Genomic DNA, 16,974 nt, shown 5'->3' on the forward strand with positions numbered 1-16,974 from the left:
TCCATACCGCCACGAAGATGCATTGTTGTAATGTTTGCCACGGTTGACGCTCACTAATCCTTAGGTTTTGGTTCAGGGGGCTTCGTGTTCCGTATTCCCGGCGTTCTCGCGGTCGGCCTTGTCGGTGCCGGCCTGCTCGCCTCCCCCGCTCCGGCGGACGCCGCGGTCCCGGCACCACAGCTCACCGGCGCCGATTCACCCTTGGGCAGCGGAACGGCTCTGATCATGGGCGGCAGCGGCATGCCGACACCGGGGCAGACCTACGCGGACATGGTCAACGAGCTCTACCTGGCACCGCTGGGCTTCACCGGCACCACCCAGATCGTGAGCACCCCCGAGGCGCTGTACCCCTTCCTGGGCCCGTTCACCGGGACCTTCGACCAGTCGGCCGCCGAGGGCAGCCAGATCCTGGAGCTGGAGATCCTGCGACAGATCGTCGGAGGTCAGGTCAACGCCGAGAACCCCGTAGTGGTGTTCGGCTGGTCGCAGAGCGCGGTGATTTCCTCGTTGCTGATGCAGCGGCTCGCCGATGATGACGTGCCCAGCGACTACGTGCACTTCGTGCTGATCGGTGACGAGAGCCTGCCCAACGGCGGGATGCTGTCCCGCTTCGACCTGCCGGCCGGTGTCCACACGGAAATCCCCAGCCTGGGGCTGACCTTCAGTGGCCCACAGCCGGCAGATCTGTTCCCCACCACCGTCTACACCCACGAATACGACGGCTTTGCCGACTTCCCGCAGTATCCGCTCAACTTCTTGTCCACCCTCAACGCGGCGATGGGCATCATCTTCGAGCACACGACCTACCTGGGGGTCACTCCCGAGGACATCGCAAACGCGATCGAACTGCCGACCTCCTCCGATGACGTCCTGACCGACTACTACATGATCCCGGCCGGCACCCTGCCCCTGCTCGCGCCGCTGGAAGCGCTGCCGTACGTCGGCCCGCCGATGGCCGACCTGCTGGGGCCGCCCCTGGAAGTGCTGGTGAACCTGGGCTACGGCAACATCGAGCACGGCTGGAGTCCCGGGTTCGCCGACGTACCCACCGGGGTGGGTTTCTTGCCGGATCTCGATGTCCTGCAACGAGTTCCGCAAGCCTTGTTCGACGGTGTACAGAAGGGCATCACGGACGCCTTCAACACCTTGATGGACCCAGCCAACTACGTTTACTCGCTGCCGGACTGGGCCGAAGAGTTACTCAAGACGGGCGAAGCCATCCAAGGCGGCGAAAGCTCGCTGCTGTCCTTCGTGCCCACCACATGGCAGGACCTCTTCGGAACCTTCCCGCCGCACACCGGTTTCCCGCCGTTGGACATGCTCAGCGCAGTGCTGTTCACCCTGCCCCAGTACAACTACGAGATATTCATGTCCGAGCTCGCCGACGGCAATCTGCTCGATGCCATCGGCATCCCCCTTGCCGTCGACATCGGGCTACTGCCGTTGATCGTGGTCGGCGCCCTGTTCTAGACCGGCGGAATCTCGACTCGGCGCAGCACGCCGTCGTGGGCGTCGGCGGCCTCGATCTCGGCACGGGTGACGCCGAGCAGAAACAGCACCGTGTCCAGATAGGGGTAGCTCAGCGACGCATCGGCCACCTCGCGCAACGCCGGCTTGGCGTTGAACGCCACACCCAGGCCCGCCGTGGACAGCATGTCAATATCGTTGGCGCCGTCCCCGACAGCCACGGTCTGCTCCAGCGGCACCCCCGCCTGGGAAGCGAACTCCCGCAACGACTCGGCCTTGCCGGCCCGGTCGACCACCGGACCGATCACCCGGCCGGTGAGTTTGCCGTCGACGATCTCAAGCTCGTTGGCCGCCACGAAATCCAGCTGCAGCTCATCCGCCAGCGGCTCGATCACCTGCCGGAAGCCACCGGACACCACTCCGCACTTGAAACCGAGACGGCGAAGCGTGCGCACCGTGGTACGGGCACCGGGAGTCAGCTCGATCTGTGCGGCCACCTCGTCCACGACATGCGCGGGCAGGCCGGCGAGCGTGGACACCCGGTGGTGCAGCGACTCGGCAAAGTCCAGTTCGCCACGCATCGCGGCCTCGGTGATCGCGGCGACCGCGTCCCCCGCACCGGCACGCTCGGCGAGCATCTCGATCACCTCACCCTGAATCAAGGTGGAGTCGACGTCGAACACGATCAGGCGTTTGGTCCGGCGCGACAGGCTGGCATCCTGGAACGCCACGTCGACCTGCTGCTCCGCGGCGACTTTGCTCAGCGCGGACTGCAACCGGCCGGCGGCGCCGACCGGCACCGAGACCCGCAGTTCCAGACCGGTCACCGGGTAGTCGGAAACACCGCGGATCATGTCGATGTTGGCATCGATCTCCGCGATCTCGTGAGCCAGTGCCCCCAGCGCCGTGGCGGCCACCGGCCGTCCCAGGACCACGATCCGGTGCGTGGAGGGCGCGGCGATGATCGGCGCGTCGTCGCTGCGCTCGATCGTGACGTCCAAACCGACGCCGTGAATCGCCGTGGCGACCTCGTCGGCGAACGCGGTCCCGTCGGCGACCTCCGGCGCTACGGACACCAGGACGCCCAGCGTGAGCCGCCCACGAACCACGACCTGTTCGACGTTGAGCAGCTCCACCTGGTGACGCGACAGCACTTCGAAGAGGGCCGATGTCACGCCAGGCTGATCGACACCGGTGACGGTGACCAACACCGGCACCTTGGGCGTGCTCACCCGCAGCGGGCGCCCGGCTCGACCGGGCGCCGCCTCTCCCCCGCCGGGCTCATCAAGCGTTTGCGGGTTCGTACAGCTCGTCACCGGGGTGACGGCCGACGTGCGCCTCAGCCCGCAGCCGATCGACCATGTGCGGGTAGTGCAGCTCGAAAGCCGGACGCTCCGAACGGATCCGGGGCAGCTCGGTGAAGTTGTGCCGCGGCGGCGGGCAGCTGGTCGCCCACTCCAGGGAGTTGCCGTAGCCCCACGGGTCGTCGACGGTGACGACCTCGCCGTAACGCCAGCTCTTGAAGACGTTCCAGGTGAAGGCGATCATCGACGACCCCAGAATGAAGGCACCAACCGTGGAGACGATGTTGAACGCGGTGAAGCCGTCGGTGGGCAGGTAGTCGGCGTAGCGGCGCGGCATACCCATGTTGCCCAACCAGTGCTGGATCAGGAACGTGGTGTGGAACCCGATGAAGGTCAACCAGAAATGCAGCTTCCCCAGCCGCTCGTCGAGCAGCCGCCCGGTCATCTTCGGGAACCAGAAGTAGATCCCGGAGAACGTCGCGAACACGATGGTGCCGAACAGCACGTAGTGGAAGTGCGCAATCAGGAAGTAGCTGTCGCTGACGTGGAAGTCCAGCGGCGGGCTGGCGAGCATGACACCGGTCAGACCACCGGCCAGGAAGGTGACGATGAAGCCCAGCGCGAACAGCATCGGTGTCTCAAACGTCAGCTGACCCCGCCACAGGGTGCCGATCCAGTTGAAGAACTTCAGACCGGTCGGGATGGCGATCATCAGGGTCAGCAGCGAGAAGAACGGCAGCAGCACCGCACCGGTGGCGAACATGTGGTGCGCCCACACCGCGGTCGACAGCCCGGCGATGCTCAGGGTCGCGTACACCAGCGTGACGTAGCCGAAGATCGGCTTGCGGGCGAAGACCGGGAACACTTCGCTGACGATGCCGAAGAACGGCAGCGCGATGATGTACACCTCGGGGTGGCCGAAGAACCAGAACAGGTGCTGCCACAAGATCACGCCGCCGTTGGCGGAGTCGTAAACGTGCCCGCCCAGGTGACGGTCGACGGCCAGGCCGAACAGGGCCGCGGTCAGCAACGGGAAGACGATCAGCACCAGGATCGAGGTGACCAGGATGTTCCAGGTGAAGATCGGCAACCGGAACATCGTCATGCCCGGGGCACGCATGCAGGCCACCGTGGTGATCATGTTCACCGCACCGAGGATGGTGCCCAAACCACCGACGGCCAGGCCCATGATCCACAGGTCACCGCCGGCGCCCGGCGAGTGCACGGCGTCGCTCAGCGGGGTGTAGGCGGTCCAGCCGAAGTCGGCAGCGCCACCGGGGGTGATGAAGCCGGCCAGAGCAATCGTCGCGCCGAACAGGAACAGCCAGAACGAGAAGGCGTTGAGGCGCGGGAAGGCCACGTCCGGGGCGCCGATCTGCAGCGGCAGCACCAGGTTGGAGAACCCGAACACGATCGGGGTGGCGTAGAACAGCAGCATCACCGTGCCGTGCATGGTGAACAGCTGGTTGAACTGCTCGTTGGAGAGGAACTGCAGGCCCGGCACCGCCAGCTCGGTGCGCATCAGCAGCGCGAGCAGGCCGCCGATGAAGAAGAAGGCCATACAGGCGACGCAGTACATGATGCCGATCAGCTTGTGATCGGTGGTGGTGATCATCTTGTACAGCAGGCTGCCCTTGGGGCCCATCAACGCAGGGAAGGGCCGACTGGCCTCGAGTTCTGCGCGTGGGGGTGCTTCGGCGGTCAAGATTCCTCCAAACATGGGCATCCCGGGAAACTTGGTCGAATCCTAACCCCGAGCGTCGCCCCGTCGGTATAGGCCTCCTACAAACTGTCGTATTCGTCTCCTCGAGGAGTGCTCCGCCGTGGGTGTTAACGTCACGGCGTGACCAGGGTGGACCGGCGGGCGGTGTCCGCAGTAGCGCTTGCCGTGACCTTGCTCACGGCCGCCGGATGCGCGGGCGATGCCTCAGAAACGTCCCCTACCTCGATCTCCACCACGACGACGATGGTCGCCGGCGCCGGTGTGCTCGGCAATGACCGACGCCCCGACGAGTCCTGCGCGGCGGAGCCGGCGCACCCGGACCCCGGGCCCTCGATGCGCTGGGTTCACAACGCGGCCGAGGTGGAACCGGCGAGCGTCGAGGTCCCTGAGCAGGCGGAGCGCATCGTGGTGCTCTCCGGCGACCAGCTGGACACGCTGTGCGCCCTGGGTCTGCAGTCCCGGGTGGTCGGCGCCGCGGTGCCGGACGGCTCCGAGAACCAGCCGTCCTACTTGGGCGCGGTAGTGCACGGTGTCCCTTCCGTGGGCTCCCGCAGCAAGCCCGATACCGACGCCATCGCCGCGCTACACCCGGACCTGATCCTGGGTGCGCAGGGCCTGACGCCCGGATATGCGGAGCTGGCCGCGATCGCCCCCACCGTGTTCACCGGGGCGCCGGGCGCGGCGTGGGAGGACAACGTGCGCGGTGTCGGCGCCGCGACCGCGCGCACCGGCGCCGCCGACGACGTGCTCGAGAAGTTCAGCGCGGATGCCGCCGACACCCGCGAGGTCGCCGACGCGACCCACTTCCAGGTGTCGGTGGTTGCGCTCACCGACAACAGCGTGCGGGTCTACGGGGCGTCCGGCTTTGCCGCCAGCGTGCTCAAGGCCGTCGGGGTGGACCGGCCGCCGTTGCAGCGGTTCACCGACCAGCCCTACCTCGAGATCCCCGCGAACGACGCCGATCTGGCCGGCCGGGCGGACTTCTCGGCGGCCGACGGCGACATCATCTACGTGTCCCTTACCTCACCGGCGGCGAGGGCCCGGGCAGCGACGGTGTTTGACAGCGTCGCCTGGCGACGGCTGGCGGCCAACCGGGACAGTCGGGTGTTCGTCGTCAACAACGAGGTGTGGCAGGCCGGGCAGGGACCGGTCGCCGCACGCGGCGTGGTCGAGGACCTGCGCTGGGTGAACGCGCCGATCAACTGAGCCGGCGCCGCTACTCCCGACGCCCGCGGTGACCGAACTCACCGCATTCGGACGAGCTTCGCAGCAAATAACTTTGCTAAGCTATGTTTTTACGAGTTGATGCATATCCGAAGAGGAACCTCCACTATGAGCACCGTTTCCGCCTATGCCGCCACCGCGCCCGACGCCCCGCTGAGCAAGACCACCATCACCCGCCGGGACCCCGGACCGCACGATGTCGTGTTCGACATCGCCTTCGCCGGCATCTGCCACTCCGACATCCACACCGTCAAAGCCGAGTGGGGCCGTCCGCAGTACCCCCTGGTTCCCGGCCACGAGATCGCCGGCGTGGTCACCGCTGTGGGGTCCGGGGTGACCAAGTTCAAAGTGGGCGACCGTGTCGGCGTCGGTTGCTTCGTCGACTCCTGCCGCGAGTGCCCCAGCTGCCTGGCCGGACATGAGCAGTACTGCACCGGCGGCGGCATGATCGGCACCTATGCCGGCGTCGGCCGCGATGGGCAGCCCACCCAGGGCGGCTACAGCGGCGCGATCGTCGTCGACGAGAACTACGTGTTGAGCATCCCGGACGAGATTCCCCTGGACGCCGCCGCCCCGCTGCTGTGCGCCGGAGTCACGACCTATTCGCCGCTGCGACACTGGAATGTCGGCCCGGGCAAGCGGATTGCGGTCATCGGCCTCGGCGGCCTGGGCCACATGGCCGTCAAGCTCGGCAAGGCGATGGGCGCCGACGTCACCGTGCTGTCCCAGTCGCTGAAGAAGATGGAGGACGGCCTGCGGTTGGGCGCCGAGCATTACTACGCCACCAGTGACCCGCAGACGTTCAAGCAGCTGCGCGGGAACTTCGACGTCATCTTGAACACCGTCTCGGCGAGCCTGGACCTGGGCGCGTACCTGAACCTGCTCACCCTGGACGGCACGCTGGTCGAATTGGGCATGCCCGAAGGATCCCTGGCGGTGCCGCCGGGCCCCCTGGTCCGGATGCGTCGCAGCGTGTCGGGCTCGCTGATCGGCGGGATCGCCGAGACGCAGGAGATGCTGAACTTCTGCGCCGAGCACGACGTACGCCCTGAAATCGAGGTCATCGAACCGGATTACATCAACACCGCCTATGAGCGGGTGCTGGCGTCCGACGTGCGCTACCGCTTCGTCATCGACACCGAGTCGTTGCGCACCGTCTAGCACCCAGCGTTCGCCGAGCGTGTAATCAGCCCGAAAAATTCGCGAAATCCCCGGTCTCAGTGCACGTTCGGTGGTGGCTGCTCAGACGTAGCGGTTGCGCCCCGCTAGCGCACCCGCCACCGTCTGCACCAGGTAGACAGCCAGCATCATGAGCCACGGCACGGTCCACCCACCACTGACGTGGTGCAACAGGCCGAACAGGAACGGGCCGGCACCGGCGAGCAGGTAGCCGAAACCCTGGGCCATCCCCGACAGGCTCGCGGTGTCCTGCGCGTCGCGGGCTCGCAGTGCAATCACGGTGAGCGCCAACGAGAACACGCTCATTCCCAGGCCCACCAGCACGCTCCACAGCAGTGGTGCGGCCGCCGGCGCGATCAGCAGACCGAGCACTCCGGCGATGCCGAGTACACCCAGCCCGACGATCCATCCGCTTTGACTGTCGCGACGGGCGGCCAGCGGAGAGACGATCAGGCTGATCGGCACGGCTATCAGCGAGATCAGGCCGAGCAGCAGCCCGGCACGCGTTTCGCTGGTTCCGTTGTCGATCAGCACCTCGGGCAGCCAGCCCATCACCACGTAGGCGAGGAACGACTGGGTACCGAAGAACAGCGTGACCGTCCAGGCCAGCCTGCTGCGCAGCAGCGACCGGCCTTTCGCCGTGGCCACGGGCGCGGCGGCCCCGGGCCGGTCGAATCCGCGAGCACCGATCACCCAGGCCGCCAAGGCCAGCAGCGCCAACGCACTCCAGGCGCCCAGGGCTGAGCGCCAGCCGCCCAGCGCGTCGTCGAGGACCGGGGTGACGGCGGAGCCCAGCGCTCCTCCCCCTTGCAGTGCCGCGGTGTAGACCCCGGTCATCAGCCCGACCTGTGCCGGGAAGGATCCTCGGATGATCACCGGGATCAGCACGTTGATCAACGCGATTCCGGCGGTCGCCACCAGTGTTCCGCCGAGCACCACCAAGGGCCCGTCGCAAACCCGGATCAGCAGTCCCGCAACAAGTATGAGCAGTGCCGCGGAGACCGTGCGGCCCAGCCCGATCCGCCGCGACAACCACGGCGCACCCAGCCCGGCGGCGGCGAAACACAGACCGGGCAACGTGGTCAGGACGCCGGCCCAGGTGTCCGAGGTGCCCAATGCTCCACGCATCTCCGGGAGCAGGGGCCCCACACTGGTGATCGCGGGACGCAGGTTCAGCGCGGTCAAGACCACCGCAACGGTCAGCAGTGCACCGCCGGCTGCCATAGTCGCGGGCCGGAATTCGGCGGCACCCTCAAGCTCCAGCTCGAGGTCGTGCTCGTACTGGCTGAGCGTTTCGGTGCGCGCAGTGCGGGCGGTGCGGGTCACCTAACGTAGGATCGCATACATCCTATGATTGGATGAAGGGAGGATGCTGTGCCGTTGGTCACCACCCGCCGCACCGGCTTGGTAGATCAGGTGATTGAGCAGCTTCGCGCCTCAGTGGCTGGCGGGGAATGGCCGGTCGATACGCGCATCCCCACCGAGCCAGAGCTCGCTGAAGCGCTGGGCGTCGGCCGCAATACCGTGCGTGAGGCGGTCCGGGCGCTCGCCCACAGCGGCATCCTGGAGGTCCGCCAGGGCGACGGGACCTACGTGCGCGCCACCAGCGAGGTGTCCGGCGCGGTACGTCGGCTGTGCGGCCCGCAGCTGCGCGACGTGCTCCAGGTGCGGCGTTGCCTGGAGGTGGAAGGGGCACGCCTGGCCGCGGCCGCCCGCACCGAGGAGGATCTGGCCGAGCTGCGCGCGCTGTTGCACCGCCGCGACAGCCACCAGCAGCAGGGCCGGCACGAAGACTTCGTCCGGGCCGACACCGATTTCCATCTCGCGGTGGTCCGCTGCTCGCACAATCCGGTGTTGACCGAGCTGTACTGCGGGCTCACCGAGGTGGTCATGGCCAGTGTGGCCACGACGAGCGCGAAACCGGTGGAGGCGGACCAGATCCGGCACCGGGGCTTGGTGGAGGCGATCGCCGCCGCCGATGTCGAGGCGGCCGGGCGTGAGGCGGGCGCATTCCTCGACGAACTGCTGGACCAGCTACCGCCCCGTTGAGATGCTCAGTCGCGCCGGAGCCCCAACACTCGCAACAGGTCCGGTCGCCGCAAGATGAGGCCGATCCACATCAGCACTCCGACATATACCCCGGATAGCACGAAGCCCGCCAGCGGCTTGTCGGCATGCAGGTTGATGGTGACCGCCCCGCCCAGGTAAGCGGTCAGGCCCAGCGCACCCAGCACCGCGGTGCGCGGGATCAGGAAGACGGCCAGACACACCAGCAGAACCCAGCCGATCACCGCGGTCTTGTCTGGCGAAAAGCCGAGCGCTTCGGTGGCTTCGCGGGCAAACGGCACGCCCAGGATCTTGGGGATGCTGTCGAACGCGAAGAAAAGCCCCAGCAGAGCGGTGATCGCGGCTCCGGTGATCCACGCCCGGGAACGTCGCGGTGTGGTGGGGTCGGCGTTTGTCGTCATCGTGTCTCCCTCAACTCGACGGTGATTGTGAAGCGATAGGTTCTTGCGCGCGCAAATACACTGCGGTGTAGCCGAACAGGATCACCGCCGTGGCCACCAGGAGCAGCAATCCCACCGCGTAGCTGTTGCGGGCCGGATCGTAAGTTGCGCCCATCACCAGCGGCGGGAAGTAGCCTCCCAAACCGCCGACCGCGGCGACGATCCCGGTGACCGAGCCGACGGAACCGGCCGGGGCACGGCGCGACACCCAGGCGAACACCCCGCCGGTGCCGATGCCGAGCGCGACCGCAAGCGGCAGAAACGTCAGACCCGACCAGATATCGGCGGGCGGTTTGAATACCGAGATCAGTGTCTGCACGGCGATACCGGCCAGCGAGGCCAACACCACGTACTTGGGCGCGATGTGGTCGGCCAGTGTTCCGCCGAGCAGCCGGGCCAGCACCGCGGCCAGCGCGAACGCGGCGGTGCGCTCCCCCGCGCCGACCGCGGAGAAGTCGTAGACCGTCTTGATGTAGATGGGCAGGTAGCTGCAGAAGGCCACGAAGCCGCCGAAGACCAGCCCGTACAGCAGCGACATCTCCCAGGTGACCCGCAGGCGTGCGGCGGCTTTGAGCTTCGGCAGCACTGGTGTGGTGTTGGGCACGAAGCGCGGGCCGTTGTGCATCAGCACCACACACAGCAGCGCCGAAACCGCCAGGGCCCCCGCAACTATGAGATGGGTGGTGAACAGCCCGAACCACCTGACGAACCGCGGGGTGAAGAACGCCGACACCGCGGTACCCACCATGCCCATGCCGAACACTCCGGTGGCGAAGCCGCGGCGTTCGGGGGCAAACCAGTTGTTGGCGAACGGGATTCCGATCGCAAAGACGGTGCCGGCCACACCGAGGAAGAACCCCGCCGCCAGCATCAGCGGGTAGGAGCCGATCTTGGCCGCATACCCGACCACCAGTACCGGGGCAATCGAAGCCAGCGAGACCCCGATGAACATGGTGCGGCCCCCGAAGCGGTCGGTCATCAGTCCGGTGGCAATCCGGCCCAGCGCGCCGACCAGGATCGGGGTGGCCACCATCAGCGCCTGGGCGGTGGTGCTCAACTTCATCGCGGCGGTGTACTGCGTCGACAGCGGACCGATCAGCGTCCACGCCCAGAAGCAGATGACCGAGACACCGGTGGCCAGCAACAGGTTGACGAACTGCTGGGTTCGGGTTTCCGGGTTGGCGACAACCGTCATTCGGCTATGTAAGCACGGGTTTGGAACCCGCGGGGGCCGAATGAATCCCGCGGCATATCCGATCGGGATTTGTCAGCCCTGCCCGCTACGGTCCCGCACATGTGCTCACGCCAAGACGATCAGCCAAGTAGTTCGATCGGTCCTGTGCCTACAGGTTTTCGCGAAATCGATGCAGCGCTCGACGGCGGACTTCAGCCCGGCTCATTGACCGTCATCGCCGGCTACACCGGATCCGGTGTAACCGCCCTGGCGACGCATATCGCGGCACAGTTGGTCTTTCCCCGGTCATCCAAGACTCACTCGCCGGTGATGGTCGACTTCTGCCGACACCTCAAAGGCATTGCCCTGGACGAAAACATAGCGGTCGTCGCTACGACTACGTTCACGCTAGCGACAGGCGTAGGGATCGAGCCGGCTCTACCGACCTGATAGGTGAGACAGACATACGGCCCCCGAACGAGAAGTCGACCTCGTCCTGGCCAAAGGCGCAGTCGCACCGACGATGTACACCGTGGGGCACCAACTCAGTCGAGGAAAATTCATCGACTGCCCGATCAGTCCGCAGCCCGTCCCTCCGTGAACAGCTCGGCCTCCACGGCCTCCGGGTCATCCGGGTTCTGCTGTTGGCAGTAGTCCAGGTAGCGGCGATACAGCTCGCTGGGCCAGCTGTCGTTGCCGACCTCTGGATCGAAGATGCCGCGAGCCCGCAGCGCCGTGGCGACGCGACTGTCGAGCACCAAGGGGCGCAGCCCGTCGCCCGCTGGGTTACGCCCGCCGACGAAGAACAGGAACTTGGTGAAGTAGGCCGGACCCATGTGCTTTGTCCTGGCGACCCCACCCGGAAGCATCGCTTCGTAGGCAGCGACCGTTCCCTCGGTGGCCTGGATCGCCGCAGCCGTGCGCAGGTTCTGCTCGACCGTGTCGGCGTTGGCGGTGAATGCCCGAACCATCCGCCCTATGGAGTAGGCGTTCTTGCCCAGCCCCCACACGTAGGCGGCAACAGCGGTGTGCAGCTCGCGGTGGTCGGATTCGGTGGCCGCTATGCGGAACACGTCATCACGCGAAATCCACCGATAACCGTTGTCGTCGAGTTCAAGCTGATCGAGCTCCGGGGGCCAAAAGTGAACGAGCCCATCGCTGAAATAGCGTGTCCACCACTCTGATCGGTACTTGGCCCAGTTGGAGTACGGGCGTTCCTCGGTGCTGGCGTCTTCAGTAGCTGTCATGGCTGACGAGTAGTCAAGTCGACTTATTGGTCTCTGTCTTGGCCGCGGGTTATTGGTCTCTGTCTTGGCCGCGGGCACCTGCCGTACCCGGTGTCCCGTCGACCGCACCGGGGCCGCCCGGGCCGCCAGCACCGCCCTGCCTACCGTTGAAGCCGGTGCCGCCGTCGCCGCCGCGGCCGCCGGTCCCGTCGCCGTTCGCGCCAATTTGGCCACCGCCGCCGCCGGTACCGCCGGTGCCGCCGATACCTGGAAAGTATTCGTAACGCCCGTTACCGGTGCCGCCATCGCCGCCCTTGCCGCCCTGACCACCAGCCGCGTTGGCGTCGCCCTTACCGCCAATGCCGCCGGTACCACCGGTACCGCCAACGCCTTGATTGACACCTACGCCGCCAGCGCCGCCGGATCCGCCCGCGCCGCCGACACCGCCCTCGATGCCCATTCCGCCAGTTCCCCCAGTCCCACCGGCGCCACCGATATTGCCGTCGATGCTCCAGCTGCTTTGTCCCGCCTCACCGCCCACGCCGCCGGCACCACCGATCCCACCGTTGCCGGCTCCCCCGCCGCCGCCTCCGCCGCCACCCCCAGTCCAATCGGTACCGCCGGATCCTCCTAGTCCTCCGGCACCGCCTGTACCGCCGTTGCTGGCGCCGCCCATCCCGCCCTGGCCGCCCTTGCCGCTGGCTATACCTTCGCCGCCCTCGCCACCGGCGCCTCCCGCAGCAGCTTTGGCGCCGTCTACCCCGTTGCCACCATTACCCCCAGCACCACCAGTACCGCCGTCAGAGAGACCCCAGTCGCTGCCGCCCCCGCCGCCGCCATTGCCGCCGGCACCGCCTACGCCAGCAGTACTGCCGCTGCCGTAGCCAGCCCCGCCAGCGCCACCAGCGCCACCAGTACCGCCGACAACTCCGCTGCTGAAGCCGGTACCACCATCGCCCCCCTTGCCTCCGGCACCGCCATTAGCACCATTGAGGCCGTCACCACCGGCACCACCAGCACCGCCATCACCACCAGGACCAGAGTCAACACCGCCATCAAAGTGCCCGTTACCGCCTTGGCCGCCAGCGCCACCGTTCCCGCCGCTATAGCCGGCTCCACTCCCAGTTCCACCGTTACCGCCAGCACCTCCGGTGTAGCCCTCATAGGAGTACGTGACTCCACCGGTACCACCAGCACCGCCGTTCCCGATCACGCCCGAGTCGCCGCCATTGCCGCCGTGACCAGCCACCTGCGCGACAGAATTGATTTCATTGATGCCATAGCCGGGCCCGCCCGCACCTCCGGCGCCACCGTTGCCGCCAGCGGTAGCAGCGGCACCGTCGACACCGCTGGCAGCGCGGGTGCCGTCGACATCCAGGCCCCCGATCCCGCCAGCTCCTATAGCGCCGCGATCGCCGCCCTTGCCGCCGTTGCCACCGGAGCCCGCCGTGACGTTGTTGCCACCACCCGCCCCGTCGCCACCCTTGCCGCCGTCACCTGCGTTGCCAGCTTTGCCTCCGGCGCCACCTTGGCCACCGGCACCGTGCGTACCGGCGTCGCCGTTAACTGCGGTACCGCCGGCGCCTCCATCGCCTCCGTGGCCACCGGCGCCTCCGTTGCCCCCGTTTCCACCTGCGCCGCCGTTGCCGCCGTCTAAGCCGCTGTTGTACTGAGCGCTATCGCCTGCCGCCCCAGCGACTCCACTGCCGCCGTTGCCACCCGTGGCGCCCTTGCCGCCGTGGCCGCCTGCTCCACCGTTTCCGGATAACGCGCCGCCCTTTCCGCCGACGCCGCCGTTCCCACCAGAACCACCTTCCTGCCCGCTCTTCCCATGGGTGCCAGGATTGACGCCGTTAGTACCCGCGGCGCCCGCCGCGCCGTTGCCGCCAGCACCGCCCTGGCCGCCGTTACCGACCGAACCGGCGTCGCCACCGGCGCCACCCTTGCCGCCCGACGCACCCGCAACGGTGGCCGTGTAACCGTCGCCGCCATTGCCGCCATTTCCACCGCCGTTGGCTGCCGCTCCTGATGAACCAGCAATATGGCCCGTCCCCGCAGCGCCCGCGGTGCCCGCGTCACCGCCACGCCCACCGGCGCCGCCGTCAACATGCGCGGCATTGCCGGCAGCGCCCTGGCCGCCGTTGCCACCGACACCGGCGTCACCACCGGTGCCACCGAAACCCTTTAGGGCACCGCCGGTACCACCGGCTCCCCCGTTGCCACCGGCCCCGCCGGCCTGTCCGGCCTGCCCACCGGTGACGCCAGCGGCCCCAGCCGCGCCGTTACCACCGGCGCCGCCATGTCCGCCGTTTCCGACCGACCCGGCGGCACCGCCGGCACCGCCGTTGCCACCCGATGCGCCGGCGTCCGTGGCGGTGTAGCCGGCGCCGCCGTTACCGCCGTTGCCGGCCCTAATGAAATCCGCCGGCGTTGGGACCGGGAAGATTGGGCCGCCGCTGGGCGGGATGTACACGGTGACATCGGCGCCAGCCTTACCAGCGACGCCACCACCGCCGCCGGCAGCGCCACCAGCACCCTCGGCACCCGCGTCCCCACCGCGCCCACCAGCGCCACCGTCAACGTGCGCGGCATCGCCGGCAGCGCCGTTACCGCCGTTGCCAGCGAGGCCGGCATCACCGCCGTCACCACCGTTACCCGCTGCAGCCGTCGAGCCCGCTGCTCCGATCAGCCCACTTGCGCCACCGATGCCAGCCGCACCCCCGGCACCTCCGACACCACCGTTTCCACCGTCACCGGCATCCCCACCGGCGCCACCGGCCGTGACCGCGTCCAGGCCATTTCCGCCAGTGCCACCGGCACCGCCGGAGCCCCCGTAGCCACCAACGCCACCGTTCCCGCCCGAGCCCACCAGCCAGGCACCCCGCCCACCGGCCCCGCCGTTACCGCCTATGCCTCCGGCACCACCGTTACCGCCATTGGCACCCGCGCCCCCGGTCTCGCCGGCGGCACCCGCTCCTCCGCGGCCACCCGCGCCGCCGGCGCCGCCATTGCCGAACAACATGCCCACACCGGCACCGCCGATGCCGCCATCACCGCCGTCGAGACCCGACAGTCCAGTTCCGCCGGCCCCACCAGCGCCGCCGATGCCCATCAGCCAGCCGCCAGCGCCGCCGTCACCTCCGTCGCCGCCGTCAACACCGGCGCCACCGGCACCACCGTTGCCGAATGCGCCCAGCGCGGAACCGCCCGCGCCACCAAACCCGTCAGCGCTGGTGCCACCGGCACCGCCGTCGCCGAACCACAGGCCACCGTTACCACCGGCGGCCTGGGCCAGCGTGCCGCCACTGATGCCGTCAGCGCCGTTGCCGATGAAGTCCTGGCCAAACAGCAACTGCGGCAATGGGTTGATCAGGTTGTCATTGACCCATGCCCCGAAATCACTGTTAATCCAGTTCTGCTGCATTTCGTGGATGGGCGTGTAGAACCATGAGTTGTACAGATCGACCATGGCATCCGGGTTCCACACCGGTTCCGACACCGCCGGCGCCGGCCACATCGACGCCTCAGCCGAACCCAACAGGTCGGCCAACCAGTCGAAATCCTCGGCCTGCGCCGCAGGCGCGACCGCCACCGGCGCCACCCCGAAAGCCAGGAAAGCACCGATGGCGCCCACGGCGCCCGATGCGCGCGAACCTGCTGTACCCACCCGGCCAGGGCAACGCTGCCCATGACGACGACCCATCGAAACAGCCTTCCCTCGAAACCCCTTGGCTTTAGCTGTGGCGAACCTGGGCGCGCCACAATTCCGATGAATGTAACACTAGTAGGGCAGACAACGGCGGCCGTTGTCCGGTTAGTGGTACAGGTGCCCACGCGCCCCGGACAGACAGATCCCGAGCGGGCTGCGGCATGGGCGCAACGACGTGTGGATGTTGGCTTCCGAATCCGCACGCTGCGAACCGAACTCGGCATCACCCAAGAAGCCTTGGCGCTCAAGTCCGGGGTTACCCGCAACGTCTTGATCGACGTCGAGCATGGCCGGCGCAGCCTGCTCTACGAGCGGCTATTCGACCTGGCCGATGCGCTTGGGGTTCCGGTCAGCGAACTCATGCAGGACCGGTAGGACCGGCCCACCGAACCGGTCCGCCAGACCACGCGTATAGAGGCCGAACGACGTCTGGCCGCAGTGAGGCGGTGCCTCTCTGCTAAATCAGAACTCCCAGTCCTCGTCTTCGGTGACGACGGCCTTGCCGATCACGTACGACGACCCGGAACCGGAGAAGAAGTCGTGGTTCTCGTCGGCGTTGGGCGACAGCGCCGACAAGATCGCCGGGTTCACGTCGGTCTCCTCGCGCGGGAACAGCGCCTCGTAGCCGAGGTTCATCAACGCCTTATTTGCGTTGTAGCGCAAGAACTTCTTCACGTCCTCGGTCAGGCCGACATCGTCGTACAGATCCTGGGTGTACTCGACCTCGTTCTCGTAGAGCTCGTAGAGCAGGTCGTAGGTGTACTCCTTGAGCTCGGCCCGCTTCGCCTCGTCGACGAGGGCCAGGCCGCGCTGATACTTGTAGCCGATGTAGTAGCCGTGCACCGCCTCGTCGCGGATGATCAGCCGGATCATGTCGGCGGTGTTGGTCAGCTTGGCCCGGCTCGACCAGTACATCGGCAGATAGAAGCCGGAGTAGAACAGAAAGCTTTCCAGCAGGGTGGAGGCCACCTTGCGCTTGAGCGGCTCGTCACCCCGGTAGTACTGCATGACGATCTCGGCCTTGCGCTGCAGGTTGGGGTTCTCCTCCGACCAGCGGAACGCGTCATCAATCTCATTGGTGGAACACAGCGTGGAGAAAATCTGGCTGTAGCTCTTGGCGTGCACCGACTCCATGAATGCGATGTTGGTGTAGACCGCCTGCTCGTGCGGGGTCAGCGAGTCGGGAATCAGGCTGACCGCCCCGACCGTGCCCTGGATGGTGTCCAGCAGCGTCAGCCCGGTGAACACCCGCATCGTGAGCTGCTTCTCGTGATCGGTCAGGGTGCCCCATGACGGCAGGTCGTTAGAGACCGGCACCTTCTCCGGCAGCCAGAAATTGCCGGTCAGGCGATCCCAGACCTCGGCGTCTTTGTCGTCTTGCACCCGGTTCCAGTTGATCGCGGACGTCCGGTCGATCAGCTTCACACCCTCAGCCACCAGAACCCCATTTCATCCGCCGGC

At 67.3% G+C, this 16,974-nt stretch carries 14 protein-coding genes; 6 read left to right on the top strand and 8 right to left on the bottom strand.

Annotated features, from left to right (window positions below; genetic code table 11):
- The first annotated feature begins 84 nt into the window (after positions 1-84).
- Positions 85-1,470 (top strand): PE-PPE domain-containing protein, encoded by a 1,386-nt coding sequence (locus K3U94_RS15860; RefSeq protein WP_220694325.1) that lies wholly within the window; start codon positions 85-87, stop codon positions 1,468-1,470.
- Here the strand turns inward: K3U94_RS15860 and serB are convergent.
- Both serB and ctaD read right to left on the bottom strand, forming a co-directional pair.
- Positions 1,467-2,699, bottom strand: a complete 1,233-nt coding sequence (gene serB / locus K3U94_RS15865) for a phosphoserine phosphatase SerB (protein ID WP_220694326.1) — start codon at positions 2,697-2,699, stop codon at positions 1,467-1,469. The two genes, K3U94_RS15860 and serB, sit on opposite strands and share 4 nt — an antisense overlap.
- Positions 2,700-2,751: 52 nt before the next feature.
- A complete protein-coding gene (ctaD, locus tag K3U94_RS15870; protein WP_220696831.1) occupies positions 2,752-4,476 on the bottom strand; it encodes an aa3-type cytochrome oxidase subunit I in 1,725 nt (574 codons plus the stop codon).
- 138 nt (positions 4,477-4,614) lie between these two features.
- Between ctaD and K3U94_RS15875 the strand changes: the two genes are divergently transcribed.
- Positions 4,615-5,700: an iron-siderophore ABC transporter substrate-binding protein gene (locus tag K3U94_RS15875; protein WP_220694327.1), complete on the top strand. Its 1,086-nt coding sequence runs from the start codon at positions 4,615-4,617 to the stop codon at positions 5,698-5,700.
- A gap of 126 nt (positions 5,701-5,826) precedes the next feature.
- Positions 5,827-6,879, top strand: coding sequence for an NAD(P)-dependent alcohol dehydrogenase (locus K3U94_RS15880; RefSeq protein ID WP_220694328.1), 1,053 nt, complete (start codon positions 5,827-5,829; stop codon positions 6,877-6,879).
- A gap of 81 nt (positions 6,880-6,960) precedes the next feature.
- Here the strand turns inward: K3U94_RS15880 and K3U94_RS15885 are convergent, their stop codons facing one another.
- Positions 6,961-8,121 carry a CynX/NimT family MFS transporter gene (locus tag K3U94_RS15885; RefSeq protein WP_230987630.1) on the bottom strand — a complete coding sequence of 387 codons (1,161 nt, stop codon included), beginning with the start codon at positions 8,119-8,121 and terminating at the stop codon, positions 6,961-6,963.
- Positions 8,122-8,271: 150 nt separating this feature from the next.
- Between K3U94_RS15885 and K3U94_RS15890 the strand changes: the two genes are divergently transcribed.
- Entirely contained in the window at positions 8,272-8,946 is a 675-nt protein-coding gene (locus tag K3U94_RS15890; RefSeq protein WP_220694330.1) for a FadR/GntR family transcriptional regulator, read from the top strand.
- A gap of 5 nt (positions 8,947-8,951) precedes the next feature.
- On the opposite strand, the gene K3U94_RS15895 is transcribed toward K3U94_RS15890, so the two are convergent.
- Positions 8,952-9,365 (bottom strand): DoxX family protein, encoded by a 414-nt coding sequence (locus K3U94_RS15895; protein ID WP_220694331.1) that lies wholly within the window; start codon positions 9,363-9,365, stop codon positions 8,952-8,954.
- 10 nt (positions 9,366-9,375) lie between these two features.
- Positions 9,376-10,599: an MFS transporter gene (locus K3U94_RS15900; protein ID WP_220694332.1), complete on the bottom strand. Its 1,224-nt coding sequence runs from the start codon at positions 10,597-10,599 to the stop codon at positions 9,376-9,378.
- 99 nt (positions 10,600-10,698) lie between these two features.
- On the opposite strand from K3U94_RS15900, the gene K3U94_RS24375 reads away from it, so the two are divergent.
- Positions 10,699-11,028 (top strand): DnaB-like helicase C-terminal domain-containing protein, encoded by a 330-nt coding sequence (locus K3U94_RS24375; protein WP_220694333.1) that lies wholly within the window; start codon positions 10,699-10,701, stop codon positions 11,026-11,028.
- A 125-nt stretch (positions 11,029-11,153) separates the two neighbouring features.
- Here K3U94_RS24375 and K3U94_RS15910 read toward each other — a convergent pair whose 3' ends face one another.
- Together K3U94_RS15910 and K3U94_RS24150 are read right to left on the bottom strand one after the other, a co-directional pair.
- Positions 11,154-11,825: an 8-oxoguanine DNA glycosylase OGG fold protein gene (locus tag K3U94_RS15910; protein WP_220694334.1), complete on the bottom strand. Its 672-nt coding sequence runs from the start codon at positions 11,823-11,825 to the stop codon at positions 11,154-11,156.
- A gap of 49 nt (positions 11,826-11,874) precedes the next feature.
- Positions 11,875-15,471 carry a PE family protein gene (locus K3U94_RS24150; protein ID WP_220694335.1) on the bottom strand — a complete coding sequence of 1,199 codons (3,597 nt, stop codon included), beginning with the start codon at positions 15,469-15,471 and terminating at the stop codon, positions 11,875-11,877.
- A 159-nt stretch (positions 15,472-15,630) separates the two neighbouring features.
- On the opposite strand from K3U94_RS24150, the gene K3U94_RS15920 reads away from it, so the two are divergent.
- Positions 15,631-15,888: a helix-turn-helix domain-containing protein gene (locus K3U94_RS15920; protein WP_220694336.1), complete on the top strand. Its 258-nt coding sequence runs from the start codon at positions 15,631-15,633 to the stop codon at positions 15,886-15,888.
- An 87-nt stretch (positions 15,889-15,975) separates the two neighbouring features.
- On the opposite strand, the gene nrdF is transcribed toward K3U94_RS15920, so the two are convergent.
- Positions 15,976-16,950 (bottom strand): class 1b ribonucleoside-diphosphate reductase subunit beta, encoded by a 975-nt coding sequence (nrdF, locus tag K3U94_RS15925; protein ID WP_412178194.1) that lies wholly within the window; start codon positions 16,948-16,950, stop codon positions 15,976-15,978.
- Positions 16,951-16,974: the final 24 nt, after the last annotated feature.

The organism is Mycolicibacter heraklionensis (assembly GCF_019645815.1).
Lineage (GTDB): Bacteria > Actinomycetota > Actinomycetes > Mycobacteriales > Mycobacteriaceae > Mycobacterium > Mycobacterium heraklionense.

Bases quoted from the DNA above. Each gene is read 5' to 3' on its own strand.
- K3U94_RS15880 (WP_220694328.1), top strand. From the start codon at position 5,827: ATGAGCACCGTTTCCGCCTATGCCGCCACCGCGCCCGACGCCCCGCTG.
- K3U94_RS15885 (WP_230987630.1), bottom strand. From the start codon at position 8,121: ATGGCAGCCGGCGGTGCACTGCTGACCGTTGCGGTGGTCTTGACCGCG.
- K3U94_RS15895 (WP_220694331.1), bottom strand. From the start codon at position 9,365: ATGACGACAAACGCCGACCCCACCACACCGCGACGTTCCCGGGCGTGG.
- K3U94_RS15900 (WP_220694332.1), bottom strand. From the start codon at position 10,599: ATGACGGTTGTCGCCAACCCGGAAACCCGAACCCAGCAGTTCGTCAAC.
- K3U94_RS24375 (WP_220694333.1), top strand. From the start codon at position 10,699: ATGTGCTCACGCCAAGACGATCAGCCAAGTAGTTCGATCGGTCCTGTG.
- K3U94_RS15910 (WP_220694334.1), bottom strand. From the start codon at position 11,825: ATGACAGCTACTGAAGACGCCAGCACCGAGGAACGCCCGTACTCCAAC.